The organism is Baaleninema sp. (assembly GCF_049974805.1).
In the GTDB taxonomy this organism is placed as follows: Bacteria; Cyanobacteriota; Cyanobacteriia; order Cyanobacteriales; family Geitlerinemataceae; genus Baaleninema.
In genome coordinates, this window is the sequence record NZ_JBNGCO010000015.1 from 21,821 (window position 1) to 39,054 (window position 17,234).

The 17,234-nt window shown below is 54.0% G+C and carries 15 protein-coding genes; 2 read left to right on the forward strand and 13 right to left on the reverse strand.

Annotation, left to right across the window (positions count from 1 at the left end; translation table 11 throughout):
• Positions 1 to 11 precede the first annotated feature (11 nt).
• Complete coding sequence (locus ACP5D4_RS05045; protein WP_428010537.1) at positions 12 to 1,028, forward strand: tetratricopeptide repeat protein; 1,017 nt, start codon at positions 12 to 14, stop codon at positions 1,026 to 1,028.
• Between the two features lie 48 nt (positions 1,029 to 1,076).
• On the opposite strand, the gene ACP5D4_RS05050 is transcribed toward ACP5D4_RS05045, so the two are convergent.
• From ACP5D4_RS05050 to ACP5D4_RS05060, 3 genes are all read right to left on the reverse strand, one after another.
• Positions 1,077 to 1,967, reverse strand: a complete 891-nt coding sequence (locus ACP5D4_RS05050; RefSeq protein WP_428010538.1) for a carbohydrate ABC transporter permease — start codon at positions 1,965 to 1,967, stop codon at positions 1,077 to 1,079.
• 82 nt (positions 1,968 to 2,049) lie between these two features.
• The gene (locus ACP5D4_RS05055) at positions 2,050 to 2,928 is read right to left on the reverse strand and encodes a metallophosphoesterase (protein ID WP_428010539.1); all 879 of its coding nucleotides are present in this window, start codon (positions 2,926 to 2,928) and stop codon (positions 2,050 to 2,052) included.
• A 298-nt stretch (positions 2,929 to 3,226) separates the two neighbouring features.
• A complete protein-coding gene (locus ACP5D4_RS05060; RefSeq protein WP_428010540.1) occupies positions 3,227 to 5,374 on the reverse strand; it encodes a polyribonucleotide nucleotidyltransferase in 2,148 nt (715 codons plus the stop codon).
• A gap of 281 nt (positions 5,375 to 5,655) precedes the next feature.
• Between ACP5D4_RS05060 and ACP5D4_RS05065 the strand changes: the two genes are divergently transcribed.
• Positions 5,656 to 6,975 (forward strand): peptidylprolyl isomerase, encoded by a 1,320-nt coding sequence (locus tag ACP5D4_RS05065; protein WP_428010541.1) that lies wholly within the window; start codon positions 5,656 to 5,658, stop codon positions 6,973 to 6,975.
• A gap of 23 nt (positions 6,976 to 6,998) precedes the next feature.
• Here ACP5D4_RS05065 and ACP5D4_RS05070 read toward each other — a convergent pair whose 3' ends face one another.
• From ACP5D4_RS05070 to lpxD, 10 genes are all read right to left on the reverse strand, one after another.
• Complete coding sequence (locus tag ACP5D4_RS05070) at positions 6,999 to 7,430, reverse strand: hypothetical protein (protein WP_428010542.1); 432 nt, start codon at positions 7,428 to 7,430, stop codon at positions 6,999 to 7,001.
• Positions 7,431 to 7,585: 155 nt separating this feature from the next.
• Positions 7,586 to 9,172 (reverse strand): CapA family protein, encoded by a 1,587-nt coding sequence (locus ACP5D4_RS05075; protein WP_428010543.1) that lies wholly within the window; start codon positions 9,170 to 9,172, stop codon positions 7,586 to 7,588.
• Positions 9,173 to 9,287: 115 nt separating this feature from the next.
• Positions 9,288 to 9,887 carry a DUF4126 domain-containing protein gene (locus ACP5D4_RS05080; RefSeq protein ID WP_428010544.1) on the reverse strand — a complete coding sequence of 200 codons (600 nt, stop codon included), beginning with the start codon at positions 9,885 to 9,887 and terminating at the stop codon, positions 9,288 to 9,290.
• A 386-nt stretch (positions 9,888 to 10,273) separates the two neighbouring features.
• Positions 10,274 to 11,101 carry a 4-hydroxy-tetrahydrodipicolinate reductase gene (dapB, locus tag ACP5D4_RS05085; RefSeq protein WP_428010545.1) on the reverse strand — a complete coding sequence of 276 codons (828 nt, stop codon included), beginning with the start codon at positions 11,099 to 11,101 and terminating at the stop codon, positions 10,274 to 10,276.
• 189 nt (positions 11,102 to 11,290) lie between these two features.
• Positions 11,291 to 11,599: a PEP-CTERM sorting domain-containing protein gene (locus ACP5D4_RS05090; protein WP_428010546.1), complete on the reverse strand. Its 309-nt coding sequence runs from the start codon at positions 11,597 to 11,599 to the stop codon at positions 11,291 to 11,293.
• 415 nt (positions 11,600 to 12,014) lie between these two features.
• A complete protein-coding gene (locus ACP5D4_RS05095; RefSeq protein WP_428010547.1) occupies positions 12,015 to 12,554 on the reverse strand; it encodes a PEP-CTERM sorting domain-containing protein in 540 nt (179 codons plus the stop codon).
• 552 nt (positions 12,555 to 13,106) lie between these two features.
• Positions 13,107 to 14,249 (reverse strand): 5-(carboxyamino)imidazole ribonucleotide synthase, encoded by a 1,143-nt coding sequence (locus tag ACP5D4_RS05100; RefSeq protein ID WP_428010548.1) that lies wholly within the window; start codon positions 14,247 to 14,249, stop codon positions 13,107 to 13,109.
• Between the two features lie 157 nt (positions 14,250 to 14,406).
• Positions 14,407 to 15,249, reverse strand: a complete 843-nt coding sequence (locus ACP5D4_RS05105) for a lysostaphin resistance A-like protein (protein ID WP_428010549.1) — start codon at positions 15,247 to 15,249, stop codon at positions 14,407 to 14,409.
• A gap of 159 nt (positions 15,250 to 15,408) precedes the next feature.
• Entirely contained in the window at positions 15,409 to 15,825 is a 417-nt protein-coding gene (locus ACP5D4_RS05110; RefSeq protein ID WP_428010550.1) for an AbrB family transcriptional regulator, read from the reverse strand.
• A 321-nt stretch (positions 15,826 to 16,146) separates the two neighbouring features.
• Positions 16,147 to 17,187, reverse strand: coding sequence for a UDP-3-O-(3-hydroxymyristoyl)glucosamine N-acyltransferase (gene lpxD, locus ACP5D4_RS05115; RefSeq protein WP_428010551.1), 1,041 nt, complete (start codon positions 17,185 to 17,187; stop codon positions 16,147 to 16,149).
• Positions 17,188 to 17,234 lie beyond the last annotated feature (47 nt).

Below are 17,234 nucleotides of genomic sequence, written 5' to 3' on the forward strand. Positions count from 1 at the left end.
GGTAACTGCTCGTGAAACCTTACGTTAGCGCCCTCAGCCTCATTGCTTGTTTGGGATTAGCAACGCCTACTCTGGCTCAACTCACCGCCCAAACCACCGACGCGCCGTTTCAAAATTCCCAGCCGAGACCCTCCCTAGACGATGCGGACGAGTTGTTGGAGTTGGGACGCCAACAGCAAAACGTGGGAGATTTAGACGCCGCCATCGCCGCTTGGGAAACCGCTCTGGAAATCTATACGGACTATTACGATTGGGAGGGGATGGGACGAGCTTACAACCGTTTGGGTTTGGCTTACGCCCAGTTAGAGGATTTCGCCACCGCCGAACAGATGTTCGCGGCGCGGCTGTCGATGGCGCGACGGCGAGACGATTTGCAGGGGTTGATGGCGGGATTGAACAATTTCGGGACGGCGTTGTTGCGGCGGGGGAAATTCACGGAGGCGCAGGCGGCGTTCGGCGAGGCGTTGATGTTAGCTGAACGCACGAACTCGACGTTAATGCGGGGACTTTCGACGAGTAATTTGGGGTTGGTGGAAGCCTCGCGGGGGAATTACGAGGAGGCGATCGCGTTTTACGAGGCGGCGCTTCCGTTTCGGATGCGGGCCGACGATGCTGCGGGGGAAGCGAACACTCTCAACAACCTCGGCGATGTGTACTGGGCGGTTGATGATTACGATAACGCCATTGGTACTTACGGTTCGGCGTTGCGGTTGGCGCGGCTGAATGAGGATATTGAAAACTGGTTGAGAGCGATCGACGGGTTAGTGGAAGCCCATCGCAGTGTGGGGCGGTTTTTGCGATCGCAGGAGTTATTGGAGGAACGGTTGGAACTGTCGCGGGAACTGGGGAGTTCGCGTCAGGAAATGCGGACTTTAACGGAGTTCGCCAAGTTGTATTTGGCGGCGGAACAACCGCAGGAGGCGATTCGGTTTTATCGTGGGGCGATCGCCATCGCCCAGGAACTCGACGATACGCGGGCGGCGTCTCGACTGGCGACGGAGTTGAGCCAACTTTTGGAAAATCGGTAAACTGACGAGGATGCGATCGAACCGATCGATCGAACAAGCCAAAACTCCCTACCGCTGAGTGAGTTTCAAATTGGCAAAGGACAGCCCCAAAATCAGCAAAAACAAGACTAAACCGATGGTACAAGCGTAGCTGATTTCCAGTCGATCGAATGCCTGTTCGTATAAATAATACACCACGGTTTTCGAGCTGTTACGAGGACCGCCTTGAGTCATCACGTACACTTCCTCGAACACCTTCGTCGCCGACAACGCCGAAATCGTCCCCACCAACAACAAATAGGGACGCATTAACGGAACGGTGATGTCCCAATGCTTGCGCCACCCGTCAGAACCGTCGAGAGACGCCGCTTCGTATAATTCCTCGGGAATCGACTGCAACCCCGCCAAATACGCCACCATGTAATATCCGAGTCCTTTCCACACCGTTACCGCCATGACGCTAAACAGGGCGAATTTGGGACTCGTCAGCCAGGGAAGGCCGTTTTCGAGTCCCAACTGCTGCAAAATTTGGTTGAACAGTCCGTTTTCCGCGTAGAGATATTTCCAGGCTAATCCCGCCACGACCATTGACAAAATCACCGGAGTGTAGTATGCAGCGCGAAACCAAGAAATGGCTTTGAGGGGACGGTTGACGAGAATTGCCAAACCCAGGGGGACGGTGACTAAAACGGGAACCACACCGACGAGATACAGCAGGGTTTGGCGCAGCGTTTGCCAAAACAGGGGATCGCGCCAAAGCCGTTGGAAGTTCGCCCAGCCAATCCACTGGGGAACTTGGGTGAGGTCGTATTCGTAGCGGGTAAAGCTGAGTAGAAAGGCTTGGGCGGTGGGGAAAAAGACGGTGACGAGGAGAACCAGTCCCGCCGGGAGGAGAAAGAGATAGGGGGTGAGGGTTTGTAAGAGGCTGGAGTGAGACTGACTGGAGTAAGACTGACGCATGGTCGAAGCTGGAACCGCGATCGATCCACTTTAACGCCTATCGTGGTGGGTTCGGGAGATCGATCGCGGACTCAACCGCCGTTTAGCAAGAAAGAGCGGCCACATCGCGCTCTGGCGACACCGAGGATTTCCGTTGAGGTTCGAGGGTAAACACCGTCACTTCCGGCCAACAGAACAACCGCCCGGGAAAATAGGTTCCCAAACCGCGATTGACATAGAGTAAATTCTCGCCGACCTGGTGCAGTCCCAGGGCGTGTTCCCAATGTTCCACCACCTTCTTACATTCCGACAAATAGGGAACGAAACGACGCCAGGGTTTCGGGACGAGTTTACGAATCGGTTCGAGGGCTAACGCCAGCGGTCCGATACCAGGAACGACGATTTGTCCGCCGTGGGTATGTCCCGAGAGGATTAAATCCGCTCGCCACTGTTGCAGAACCTGGGCGCTGTCGGGGTTGTGAGACAACACCAAGCGGGGCATATCCGGCGGAATCGAGGCAAAAAGCGGTGCGGGTTTAAAGTCCCGCGACCAGAAATCTGGCAGTCCCACCAGCGCCAAACTGTCGCCGAAAGGATAGGCGACCTGGTTCCAGAGGACGCGGATACCGATACTTTCGAGAGCGTGGGTGACTTCCGTTTTCGATCGCCGTCGGTAGAGATCGTGATTTCCCAAAACGGCGTAGACTCCCGCGCGACTTTCAAGGCGTTGGAGATGTCGGACGAGTTCCCAAGCTGGCTCTGGGTCTGTGGTCACGTAATCTCCCGTGAGGAGAACGAGATCCGGTTGTTGCTCGTTACAAACTGAAATAGCGCGATCGAGCAGTCGATCGCTCAAACGCAGTCCGTCATAGTGCAAATCTGACAGTTGGACGACGCGCATCCCCTGTAAATAAGAGGGAAGAGCATCGATGGCGATCGCCAGACGTTCGACCTGTAAAGGCCCAGAAAAAACGCTGTGCATTGCTTACCGCTCGACGCAAAAGACCGTGGACTAGATTTACTGTCCATTTTTGACAGCTCGCCGGCCATTTGCCAACCCCTTGGGAGCGCGAACCGTAGGGTACGTGACTTAAAAAAATCGGGTGTGAATCCTGAAACCGAGAAATGGTCACGCACCGCCAACGTACACCGCGCGGGATGCAAGATGCCCCAAACGCAAAATTCCCAGGTTTCCCTGGGAATCGCGACTTGAAAGATTAGGAAAACGGGAGTCAAGAAAACGGCGTTACGCTTTTCTCCCCCTCTCCCTTTCTCCCCAGCTAGATCGCAGCCGCTTCGCGGGCGGCGGTGGCTTCGTCGGGGTGGATACCGAGGCGCGTGAGGTTGATGCGGTTCTTGTTGTCGATGTCGCGAACCTTCACGATCACTTCGTCGCCGACAGATAACTCATCTTCGACCTTACCGATGCGGTAGTCAGCGATTTGGGAAATGTGAACCATTCCTTCCTTACCGGGGGCAATTTCCACAAAAGCCCCAATGGGAATGATGCGCGTGACGCGGCCGAGGAAGACTTCTCCGGCTTGGATTTTGCGGGTCATGCCCTGGATGATGCGGCGGGCGCGGGTGGCGTTGGCGCCGTCCATGCCGGAAATCGTCACCGTACCATCGTTGTCGATGTCGATTTTGCACCCGGTTTCTTCCGTGATGCCTTTGATGGTTTTGCCGCCGGGGCCGATAACCAACCCGATGAGGTCGGGATCGATTTTGAGGCTGTACAGGCGCGGGGCAAAGGGCGATAAGTCCGGACTGGGCTGGTCGATCGCTTCCATCATCTTGTTCAAGATGTGGAGTCGCGCCGGAAGTGCCTGTTTGATGGCGTCGCCCACGACATTTAAGGGCAGCCCGGTAATTTTCATGTCCATTTGCAAGGCGGTAATACCGGAGTCGGTTCCAGCCACCTTGAAGTCCATGTCCCCGAGGAAGTCTTCGATCCCTTGAATGTCGGTAAGGATGCGAACTTCGTCCCCTTCTTTAATCAATCCCATCGCCGCACCGCTAACGGGTTTGCTGACGGGGACGCCCGCGTGCATCAGCGAGAGGGTGGAACCGCACACCGACCCCATCGACGTCGAACCGTTGGAGGAGAGAACTTCCGACACTACGCGAATCACGTAGGGGAATTCTTCTTTCGACGGGAGGACGGGAATCAAAGCGCGTTCGGCTAAGGCACCATGTCCGATTTCCCGGCGTCCGGGCGATCGCATCGGGCGCGTTTCGCCAACGGAGTAAGGGGGGAAGTTGTAGTGGTGCAGGTAGCGTTTTTCTTCCTGGGGGTGCAAGTCGTCCAATTCCTGGGCGTCGCCGGGAGTTCCCAAGGTGGCCAGGGACAACACTTGCGTCAGACCCCGGTTAAACAGGGCACTACCGTGGACGCGGGGGGCGAGGATTCCCACTTGACAGGAAATCGGTCGCACTTCGTCGAGTTTGCGTCCGTCAACCCGCACGCCCTCTTCGACGATTTGAGCGCGCATGAGTTTTTTGGTGACGCTTTTGAAGACGTTGGAGAGAACTTTGGCGTCTTCGGTAATGGTTTGACGAACGGGGTTGTCTTCCTCGAGTTCTTCGATTTTGGCGGCGATTTCTGCTTTGACGCCATCGAGGGCTTCGTCGCGACTGTTTTTGTCGTGGTCGAAGTTACTGAGGATTTTTTTGACGGGTTCCGTGGCGGCGTCGCGGACGTAGATTTCGAGGGTATCGTCGACTTCCGGCGGTTCTTCGGTGACTAAGCCGATACCGAGGTCTTTCATCAGTTCCTCTTGCGCCGCGATCAGGTCGCAAGCGGCTTCGTAGCCGAAATCGATCGCTTCGATGATGTCTTGTTCGGGGAGTTGGTTGGCCCCGGCTTCCACCATGACCACGCCATCTCGGGTTCCGGCGACTACGAGATCGAGGTCTCCGGTGCGAATTTCTTCAAAGGTGGGGTTGATGATGAAGTCGTCGCCGAGCAAGCCAACCCGAACGCCCGCCATCGGACCTTTGAAGGGAATTTGAGCCAAAATTGTGGAGATGGAAGCGCCCGTGACGGCGAGAACGTCCGGGGGAACTTGTTCGTCCATGGCCAGGGTCGTGGCGACGATTTGAATGTCGTCCCGCAACCATTGGGGGAACAAGGGGCGCATCGGTCGATCGATCAACCGACTGGTGAGGGTGACTTTTTCGGGAGGACGGCCTTCCCGTCGCAGAAATCCGCCGGGGATTTTCCCACCTGCATACAGTCGTTCTTCGTAATCTACGAGCAGGGGGAGAAAATCAATGCCTTCTCGACCGCTAGACCGGGTTGCGGTCACTAGAACTGCTGTATCGCCAGATTCGATTAAGACGGAGCCACCAGCTTGTGGAGCGAGTAATCCAACTTTTAGTCGAATATCCCGTCCGTCGAAGGATATTGACTTTTCCATTGCGTTCATGCAGGACTTGACTTCCAATATGTTTCTTCTTCTTCTTCTGTGGCAATCGTAACACCCTTTTACAGGGAACAGGGAACAGGGAACTCCGGAACTGGGAACTCCGGAACAGGGAACAGGGAACAGGGAACAGGGAACTCCGGAACTGGGAACAGTTTCACTCCCTCCCCCCGATCGCACCATCTCGAGGAACTTGAAGGTTGGGGGTGGCGTCGAAGGGGGTAAAAGCGTGCATAATCGAACGCGGACAGTACATAGGGATTTTAAGCCCAGTAGATCGATCGATGGCTAATTTTTCTCCTCTCTCGGGTTCTGTGACGGCGGTGATGGTCGTGGACGGCCAGCCTATCGAAATTTTCCTCGATGGCGCGAACGCTCCGGTTACGGCGGGTAATTTTGCGGATTTGGTGGAACGGCACTTCTACGACGGGATTACGTTTCATCGCGTCGATGCAGGCTTTGTGGCGCAGGCGGGAGACCCCAACAGTCGCGATCCGAATTTTCAAGGGCAACTCAGTATTCAGGGGTTTATCGACCCGGCAACGGGGCAAGAACGGACGATTCCTCTGGAAATTAAGCCGGAAGGCTTCGATACGCCCGTTATCGGGCAAACGTTAGATGAGGCGGGGATTACGGCTGACCCGGTGCTGAAAAACGAGCGCGGTACTATCGCCATGGCGCGGACGCCCGACCCGAATTCGGCGTCTTCTCAGTTTTATTTTAATTTAAGCAATTCACCGTTTTTAGATGGAAAGTATGCGGTCTTTGGTGAAATTACTGACGGCTTGGGGGTGATGGATGCGATCGAAGTCGGCGATCGCATCGACGCGGCTCGTATTGTTGATGGGATTCTCCCCTCTCGCATCTCGGGATTTCTCACCCCCGAACCGCTCAATTTTTACCTCAACCGCCTGAATCGCGCCAGTTTACCTTTGGGGTACGAGCTGTTGACGGACAACGCCGACAGTCTCGCCCTCGATAGCGCCCGCAGTGCGGCCAATCCCTCGGGATTTGTGGGATTTGGTGGCAACGACACCATGACGGGATCTGCCATCGATGACGTACTTTATGCCAATAAGGGCGATGACCTGCTGACGGGGAACGGTGGAAACGATTTGTTACGCGGCGGACAGGGAAACGATTCCCTCAGCGGCGGCGATGGGAACGATATCGCCCACGGAAATCTCGGTATCGATACGGTGTCTGGTGGGGCGGGAGATGATTTCCTGCGCGGCGGACAAAATGAGGATTTGTTGTTGGGCGAGGAGGGGAACGACGTACTTCTTGGCGATCGCGATAAGGATACGCTGGTTGGAGGTACGGGGGCCGATCGATTTGTGCTGCGGGCGGATACGGACGCCGGACAACGGGATCCCAACGCTGTCGATGTCATCACGGATTTCAACAGTGCGGAGGGCGATTTGGTGGTGGTTGCTGCGCAAGCCTCGCTCAACGACGTTCGCTTCTTGCAATCGGGGGCGGATGTCTTGTTGCAGTTGAGCAACGACGACTTTATCGGACAGGTGCAAAATGCCTCTCCCGATGTGGTTCAGGCGGCGACGGTGGTGGTGTCTCCTTTCGATTTGGGCTTGTCGATCGGTTAGGTTTTTTCAGTTAGGTTTTTCGGTTAGGTTTTTCTCGATTTCTCCTTGTGGATTGGGGCTGAATTTCGGCCCCATTTTTTTAGGGCGAATAAGGCTAAAAACAGCGATAAGGAGATTTTGTGGAAGTTGATGAAATTGCGAACGGTTTGCTGCCGTTCGTCGCTGAAAATGAAGTCTTGGGGAAAGCCGAGATAAAGGACGAGTTGGGAAAGGGCAATTAGCAAAAACAGGGCAATTCCCCAGGTTTGTTTTCGCCACAAACCGACTGCGGCGAGGGTGTCGAGGAGGGCGTAGCCGATATCGTTAATTTGAACGATTTGGGGCATTTCGCTCCAGGGAATCTCGCCGAAGCCGAGGAGGTTTCCGTAGTAGACGATGGCGCTGTAGGCGTAGGCGACGGCGAGAAAGCGCAGGAATAGATAGTACGGGAGGACGGTGAGGGGTTGGGGTTGCATGAAAACAAGGAGGGAATTGAGTATCTCAAAAGAATTTTCGGCATAGAATTTTCGATGCCTACCAATTTCTAAGTCCAGAATTATTTACGTAAAACCTAAAATTATACCATATTTTTAGTAATACCTCTACAAAAAAATATCACTAAAAATCATTTTTATTGAATAAAGATTTCTCCGTTGTCATTGATAGTAATTGGCGTATTGGGAAAGTCCGATCGAGTCAAATCTTGAATCAAGCCAACGGAGCGAAAATTGTTGTCGATTCGGGGAATTCCATCGTTACCCAAATGAACCGGAATGATTTTCCCAGACACCAAATCTCCATCGAGATTGACTTCCACTTCTAAAATTAACGAATACGCCAATTGTGCATCTGTGGAAAGGGTTTCGTACCCGACGAAATTCCCGAGAGAATAGGCAATGAGTTTGTTGTTGTAAAGTTCGATGGCTCGTGGCACGTGAGGTCCGTGACCGAGAACGAGATCGGCACCCGCCTCGACGACAGTTCGGGAAAATCTCACGATATTACCGCGATTTTCCCCGAAAAAGGATTCTTGTCGGTCGCTGACGTGCATCGCCCCGGTGCCTTCAGCCCCGGCGTGGACGGAAACCACCACGATGTCGGCGTTCTGACGGGCTTCAGACACCAGTTTTTTGGCACTTTCGTAATCGTTGACGGAGTTGTGATAGTCGTAGGTACTGAAGCCGATAAAGGCGACGGGGACGGTGTTGGCTTCGGTGTAGAGGATTTGGTTTTTCTGACCGACGGTTTGAATGCCGACGCTGCTAAAGTGTCGAATGGTATCGGCTAATCCCGGTTCGCCGAAGTCCATCGAGTGGTTGTTGGCAATGTTGAGTACGTCGAAGCCTGCGTTTTGAAAGAGCGTGGCGTAACTGGGAGGAGCGCGAAAGGCAAAGACGGCGCCGCGACTGATATCTTTGACGCTGTAGGGATAGTCTGTGAGGACGCTCTCGAAATTCCCGAAGGTGAGATCGGCGCTGGCGAGGTAGCTGGCGACGTTGCTAAAGAAAATATCGGGGTTGGCGGGAAGTTTGTTATAGGGAAAGTCGGTTCCCGGTACGATGTCGCCGACGGCTTTGATGGTAATGGTGGCGGGATAGGGATCGGAAATTTCGACGGGAGGGGGGAGGTTTTCGGACAGGTTGGTTTGGGCGAGGCGATCGAAAGTTTTGGGAGTTGTAAAATTGCTGAGGGTGCGATCGATCTCTTGACTGGCTTGGGCGAGGGGTTGTTGTAAATTGATGGGGAACGGGTTGCGATCGACCAGTCCCCAAGCCCCGCCGAGACTGAAGCCAAACAGCCCCAACGCCAACACTAACCGATACGATCGCCCTTTGAACGCGGCGGTTTGACGAGGTGGCGTCGGACGGGTGGGCGTCTTCGCCCCAGGAACGACAACAGAAGCAGAAGCTGTTGCGGAAGCCGTCGTCACGAGTCCGAATTTTTGCACCCAAGCCGGTGCGGTTTCGCCCGTTTTACGGCCGTATACCACCACCGCCCGCACCCCGGAAATCTGCAATCGAGATAATTCTAGTTTAAGTTGGGGAACGCAAGTTCTCGCCTCTGGGGGAAATTGTGCTTCGAGGAGAACTTGTAACCAGCCTTGTTGACGGTGAACGCGGACTTTGAGAGGTTGGGGTTGCAGAAGGCGACCGATAACGGTAGCGATGGCTTTGGTATCCCCTTGTCGGACTAAGGCACGCAACGGTTGAACTGCCACGAGTGTTGACTCCTCACACCACACTTTTGAGAATTCTTTTGAGAATTCTTTTGAGAATTTCGGGAATTGCGATCGATTTTAACGGCAGTTCGATCGCTTCCGCCGTTCAAAGAATTTACCCCAAAGTGCCATCGTCTTCCCACCGTTCCAGATGTTGGCGGCGCCGTCGGCGGCGATCCTCGTGGTAAGAAACATACCAGGTCGAAGAACTGCGAATCGCCAACCACAACAGTAACAGAGCGATGAGTCCTCCTTGTTGGGGCGCGTCGAAGGCGAACAACACCAGAATCGCACAGAGGGCGTCTTGCAGTAAAATCGCCCAAATGGGCAGTCCTCGCAGGCGAAAAAACCAGCCCACCTGTACCAGTTGCAAGACTAACGCCAGCAATCCCCCCACGATACCGATTAACCCCACCAGCCAATCTTCGAGACCCGTCAGTTGCGCCACCGCCATGCCTACGATCGCTCCGGCGACGGGACTGAACAGGAGCTGCACGATTTGCAAAATCCGCTGTCCGAGGAGCTTTTTGGAGGCGAACAACTCGAACAGCGACCAACTGACGAGGACGCCGACCACCACTTGGGGGGAAAATTCCGATAAAATCGGCACGTCCGACCAGAGATTGGTTTTCACTAAACCAATCAGCAGCAAGGGCAGCCCGATACGGAGTCCGGCAGCGGCGGATGCAGAGAGTGCGGCGAGAATTTCAACCATGTAGGGAATACCTGCGGGCGATGGTCTCGATCCTTTAATGCAAAGGTTTTTGGAAAAATCCCCATCTTGGTTCGACAAGGGTGCATCTCTGACCTGGCTGAAATCCACACTTCGAGAAACCCGATCGCTGGGAGAGCGTCGGTTTCTGGCGTCCTGTCTCGTTGACCGACTGGGTTGCTGTCAAACAACGGCTTTGAGATGTCCCTGTTCGAAAAAATGGGGTTTCGATCGAAATGCCAACGGCGATAAAGACTGACCTCTGTTTCTAGTGTACGAATCCCGACAAAAAACGGTCGGAGGGGATTCTCTCCGACCGCTGGTTTAGGTCGAGGGGTGAGTCGCGATCGCAAGACTTATCATGTCGATCGATACTGCGTCTGACGGTTTTACAAAATTTTCTCTAATCCATAAATCAAGGATTTCAGTTCGGTCACTTTACGAATCGCCAGTAAGACACCGGGCATATAGCAGGCGCGATCGGTAGTATCGTGACGCAGAGTGTAGAGTTGTCCCGGTGCGCCGAAGAGAATTTCTTGGTGGGCGATGAGACCGGGAAGGCGCACGCTATGGATGCGGATGTTTTCGGCGCCGAGGCTGCCCCGGGCCCCTTCCAGTTTTTCTTCTTCCTCGACCTGTTGGGGATTGTAGGTTTTGCCTAACTCGCCCAGCATTTGCGCCGTTTTGATGGCGGTTCCGCTGGGGGCGTCGGCTTTTTGGTTGTGGTGCAGTTCGATGATTTCTACGTGGTCGAAGTATTTGGACGCTTGAATCGCCGCTTGCTGCATCAGAACCACGCCGATGGAAAAGTTCGGCACCACGAGACATCCGGTACTGGCTTTTTCGGCGAAGTCGCTGAGGTCTTGCAGTTGTTCGGGACTCAATCCGGTCGTCCCGACGACGGGACGCACGCCGTAGGCGATGGCCGCTCTGACGTTATCGTACACGCCGGAAGGGTGGGTGAAGTCCACCATGACCCCCTGTTGCTGTTCTTGAGTCGCCATGACGAGGGTACTTTGCAAGTCCGTCAGAACGGGAATTTCGAGGGGTCCGCATCCGGCGATTTCTCCGATATCCTGGCCGGCGATTTCCGGGTTGGTATCGATCGCACCGAGGAGCATCATGTCATCGGCTTGCGCCACGGCTTTGACGACTTCGCGCCCCATTTTTCCGGCGGCGCCGTTGACTACGACAGGGATGGGAGATTGACTTGCCATAACCTCAGTTCGATCGAATGTGTTGCAGTACAAATTTCTACGATACAGGTATTCGATCGAAAAATCTCGGGTTCGATGGGAGCGCCCTGCCAGGCTTGGCTGCCATGTCAGTGGGGGGCAATACAGAAAACCCCGACCGCTTGACTGTCGGGGCGTTGAGGAACCGAAATTAAATTGGCCAGACGAGGGTTAGCGGTGGCGACGACGTACCGCCAAGCCGCCAAGGGCGATCGACCCCAATCCAAGCAGTATTCCCGGTTCGGGAACTGATTGCATTTGACCCAGGTTGAGGGCGTTCGCCAGCAGGGGGTTGACACTCGGGCTTCCGCCTTCGCGATCGCCGCTGGCCGAACCTTCTCCTTTCTCGGAGAGGGAGGCGTCGCAGTCGTCGCCGGAACAGGCCGCTGAGTCAGCCCGGGCTGATTCGGGTACGCCGAGAAGTCCCAAGCCGAGGGTCAACGCTACCAAAAACACGGGAAACCAGGAGTTTCGTTTCATGATGTCTCCATGATTGCTGTACAAGTAGCAGAGATTCCACAGTGACACCCAATTAAAACTGTGTTTTGCGTAGATTTTCCCTGTTTTAAGGTTTGAGAATCCGTTTGAACCCGCAACTACTGCGTGTTTGTATTTATGATTTTAGGCAGAACCATTTTAATGTCTGTAAAATTTGCGTATTTTTGCGTAAGCTTCACAAAAATCTCGGGGTTGGGGTCTCAGCTTTATCTCATCTTTAAGAAAAGTTAAGAGTTAACTTTAATCATTCGATCGAATTTGAGGGAGATCCGGACAGTTTCGATCGACTTTTCTCAAAAAGTGCGATCGCTTTACGTCCAACACAAAACCGCCGACTTTGAAAAAAGTCGGCAGTTTTGCGAGACCTATATACACAGACAAGAAAGGCGTCGAAAAATTAACGGTTGCGACGACGAATCGCGCCGAAGGCAACTGCGGCAAGTCCTAACACCATCGCCGGTTCGGGAACCGATTCCGTCGGAGGGTTGCTGGGGGTTCCGCGACCGTAAACGCTGACGTGAGACACATCTTTTTCAAACGGATTCGTCCAATTTCCGGAAGTGACCGAACCATCGAGCAAGTACCCCGTCAAGTAAGTTCCTCGACCGCTCTTGAACACGAGCATCACATCTTCAAAGTCGCTAAAGGAGCTACCGATATCCCAGCTTCCACTTTGACCGCCAGTTTCGTCTTTCGAGATAAAGCTCCAGTCCGTTTTACCGAAGAACGATTCTGCGTTGACGGTCATCGGATCGGTGTTGAGAAAGTCTTGGGTGGCAGTATCGCTGACTTCGCACAGGGACGCACCGTTGACCACGTCTTTGATGCTGACGTCACAGGCAACGGTACCTGCGGAAGCCGCTTGGGGCATGGCGATCGCGCCGAGTCCGAACGCTATGACGCCAGAGGTTGCCGAAAGTAAAAAGTTGCGATTCATTGGGTCTCTTCCTCTTGTGGATTTTGTGAAGTTCCTCGAGCATGATGCAATAACACTTACACCTGGAGATTGGAGGTAGATGTACTCTGAAACTTCTCTATGGTTTCTCGAACGGCTCGACGCCGATTTCGTTTGCCTCTCTATAAGATTATTATGACCAATCTAATTGAGTGAGTAAATACAAATGTAGTTAATTTCACATAAACATCATACTTCGAGACGTAGGCTTCACGAACACTTTAAACAGCCTACAATATAAGAGGTTGCCACCTTTTTTTTCTCTGTAAAACCCCGTATTTTGCTTACGTAAAATTACGGAATTTTGAAGACGGAGGGTGAAGAGATGGTTGGGAGAACCGAAGAAATGTACGGAGAAAGTGCAGAGAATGAGTCGCGAACCCGATCGCCGACATCCTGGGTGTATGGCGGACAACCGATTCGCGGAACCCCCCGCCGTCGAACAAGTAGGTTCGAGATTGGCTCCCCAGCATCTTCAAGATACTGGGGAGCGAATGGGAATCTGATTGATGCCAGAGAATGTTAAAGACGCCGTCAGCCTCCGTACCAAATCCCCTCGATCTCTCGAGCCACTGCCATCGCATGGTGAGGCTCGTCTGCCAAAACTGTCGCGTGGGCGAGTTTGCGCCCGGGTCGAGATTCGGTTTTGCCGTACCAATACAGAAAGACATTGGGAATGGCCGCGATCGCCTCTCGTTTGTCCCGGTAGTCGCGGCGAGCCTGTTCGTATCCCAATAAATTGACCATCACCGCTGCCGGGGACTTCATCGCCGTAGACCCCAAAGGTAAATGGCAGACTGCCCGCAAGAGTTGAGCGAATTGAGAAGTCTGGCAAGCATCGAGGGAAAAATGCCCTGAATTGTGGGTTCGCGGTGCAATTTCGTTGACCAATACCTTCCCGTTTTGGGTCAAAAACAACTCGATGCCGAAAAGTCCGACTACGTCGAGTCGATTCAAAATGGTGCCGGCGATCGCTTCGCATTGAGACACCACTGTCGAACTCACCGCCGCCGGGGCCACCACTCGGCGACAAACCTGGTCTTCCTGTTGCGTTTCCACCACCGGATAAATGGCGAGGTCTCCCGTCGCGTTTCGCGCAGCAATCACTGCCAGTTCGCGATCGAACGGGACGAATTCCTCAATTAAAACTGACGGATATCCCCACCGCTTCCAAACAGCATTTAACTCGTCTCCTGTCTCGACGATAACCGTTCCCTGGCCGTCGTAACCGTGGCGGCGAGCTTTCATCACCAGTGGAAACCCCATATCGGCAGGAATCGTTTCCTGGGGCGCGAGATTGAAAAATCGCGGAACGGGCAAGTTCCATTCTTTTAAATGACAGCGTTGGTGGTACTTATCCAGCAACGGTTCTAAGGTTTCCAGTCGCGGCTGGAAACAAACGCCGTTCTTCGCCAGTTTCGAGAGTGCCTCGAGTTCGACGAATTCGTTTTCAAAGGTGATGACATCGCATTTTTCCGCGAGTCGGCTTGTGGCTTGGGCGTCTGCGACCTCCGCCAAAACGGTCTCCGCCGCCAACTCCACCGCCGGATCGTCGGGTTTGGGGGTTTGCACGACGACCTCAAGTCCCAACGATGAGGCTTCCCGTACCATCATCCAAGCCAGTTGACCGCCGCCAATGATACCCACGCGACGGCAAGGGGTTCGATCGCTGTTCATGTCACTTTTCCTTGAAGAGCTTTCGGCATCAGGGAAGGGGGAGCTTCTGGAGAGGGGAAGAGGAGCGGTGCGCGATCCGGTAATTCCCCATTCACCTGACTTCGCCGACATTTTCCGGCCGCCTCACACAGCCTACGATTGGGTTCCCGGTTCCCTCTCAAGTATCAATTATCAATTGCAAAAAACCGCCGGTTGCCATCAGGAGACCTAAGCCTAATACTCCAGCTAAAGGGCGGCCGTCAATGCCTGAAAGCCAAGCGGGTGCTGTTTCGATCGGTACGATCGCCCCCGTACTCTCGAGAAAGATTGCCGCCCATACCCATCCGGTATGCAATCCCCATGCTAAACTCAGATTTCCGTCATCGACAACGCGGGCGAGGGTTAAAATTAGTCCCATCAGCCACAAGCCAGGAATTTCTGGCAGGGTTTCTCGCCAACCCCAAACCAAATGCAGGACGGCAAAGATTGCACTGGTTATGGCCGCCGCCGCTCCAAGAGACAGTTGAGATTGAAATTGGGTTTGGACGAATCCACGAAAGAGAAATTCTTCCGTCCCCGCCACCCAAAGGGCTAAAATCCCGGCCACGGAGAGGGGGGACATCACAGTAGGAAGAGCGTCGATCGAGGGTACTTTAAATTCCCAGCGAATCCAGCCGAAGATTCTCTGGACGGCTGCGAGAATCGCGATGCCAAATACCCCCAATCCCACCCCGATCGCCAGTGATTTCAGGCTGTCCAACTGCCAAGTCCAACCATAATCTGAAAAGGATAAGTTCTCGATCGCGGCCGCGCCAGAGATCGTCACGGGAAACAAAAAGTAGAGCGATCCCACCAACGTTAGCTTTTTCTGGGGAGTTAGGGATTTTCCCGGGTACCAGTTCCAGCGTCGAGCGAGGGGAATCGCGATCGGCAACCACAGCCCCAACCATACTCCAAAAAACCAACTTATTTTGACCCAGACTCCGGCTTCCGACCAGCGATCGAGGAACCCATGCAGCATTGACGGTTTTTTATCGGCCGACTCCGCGATCGTCTCTACTCAAACCTTTACGATCGCGGTCTTTTTGTTCGAGGAATCGGGGGAATTCCCGGAGCTTCGATCGGCTTAGATTTCACCGACGCTCTTTCGGGTCAACCCCCGTCGCGAACGAGAGAAAGCCTATTCCTCGTCGCTAGAAGACCCATTTCTATCGGAATCCGACCGATCGATCTGAATCAGGTGAATGTGCTTGTAGCCCAGTTTAATTTCAAATTCATCGCCGGGTTTCAAGCCCATCGCTCCCGTATAGGTGGAACCGATGACGATCTGACCGTTTTTGTGAACGCTGACGCGATACGTCGGTTCGCGACCGCGCCCGTCTTTTGCCCCTTCAGGATCGAGGGGAACGCCTTTAGCTGCCAGCACCGCATCGTAGAAATCTGTCAAGTTGATGCGGGTTTGGTTGTTTTTTGTGACCGTGTAGTATCCGCAGCGCTTCGCTGTTTCTCGACGGGGTAAGTGGGAGAGTTCTTTAACTTTTGTAAGTAGCGCCTTTCCCGTCAGCGGCGTTGGGTTTTCGGGTAACGTTTCGCTCATTGTCTGTTCAATTCTCCATCTAGACTCTAGATATATTAGATCGAAATCCCCTACAAATTTGCTGGTTCTATAAAAATATAGCCTCAAATCTCACAGTTTTGTCACTCTTAAACAAAACTTTCTGCAATCGAGGCGGTCGAAATTTCCTTCGACTGGCTCATAGCCGGAGCCGTTAAAGAGGATACCTATACTGAGAGCGATCGCCTGAATGCGACCCACGAAGACGAAGACAGCCACAGCGGAATTGTTCCGCCGTCGGCTGTCCCCTGTTATCTCGAGATTCCGGCGAGGCTTTCTCACTGAAAAATCGGAGAATTTTCGTTAAGAGCGATCGTTGAGACGGCGTTGAATTTGCCGTAGGCTTTGGTAAATTTCCGGCAGTCGTTTGTATAAAGCAGCACTGCGAAGCCATAACGGATTCGCGATGGCCGGAAATCCCGAAACCACGGCTCCGGCTTCTACGTCCTGATGAATCCCGGTTTTCGCCGAAGCCACTGCTCCGTCCCCGATTTTGGCGCGGTTGGCCACGCCCACCTGCCCCGCAAGGGTAATATTGTTACCCAAGGTTACACCTCCGGCAAGGCCGACTTGAGCGCAAATGGCACAATTGGCTCCGATACGGCAACCGTGACCGATTTGAACTAAGTTGTCGAGCTTGGTATTTTTCCCAATACGAGTTTCCCCGACGGCGGGTCGATCGACGGTAGAATTACAGCCGATTTCCACCCCGTCTTCTAAGACGACACAGCCGGACTGTTCCATCCGCATCAATCCCGAGGGCGTGGGAACGAAGCCGAACCCCTCCGCCCCGAGAACGGCACCGCTTTGAATCGTACAGTCGGCACCGATTTGGGTCCGTTCGTGAACGGTACAGTTGGCGTGTAACACCGTGCGATCGCCGATCGTCACTTGAGGATACACCACCACATTGGCATGAACGCACACTTCGTCCCCGAGAACGACTCCTTCGTGAATCACCGCGTTGGCGCCGATGTGGACGTTTCGCCCCAATTTCGCGGACGCCGCCACAGACGCCTTTTCGTGAATTCCCGGTTCCGGACGAAAGGGACGATACAACATCGCGATCGATCGGGCGAAGGCTTCTCGGGGGTTGCGAGTACTCACCCAAGCCATACCCCGTTGTCTGGCCTGTTCCCGTAACCCCTCGTCGTCGGGCAAAATCAAGGCACTGGCCTGGGTTTCTGCTACGTACCCCGCAAACTTGTCTCCTGCGACAAACGCGATCGTCCCCGCTATCGCCTCGTCGATGGCCGCCGCTTTCGCAATCTCTAACGTTTCGTCCGATACGTCAAAGGCCACCACATCTTCGCCGAGTCGTTCGACAATCTCCACAAATTTCACAGTTGTTTTTGCCTCCGGGTTCGACTTTGCACAGATGCAATTATGGG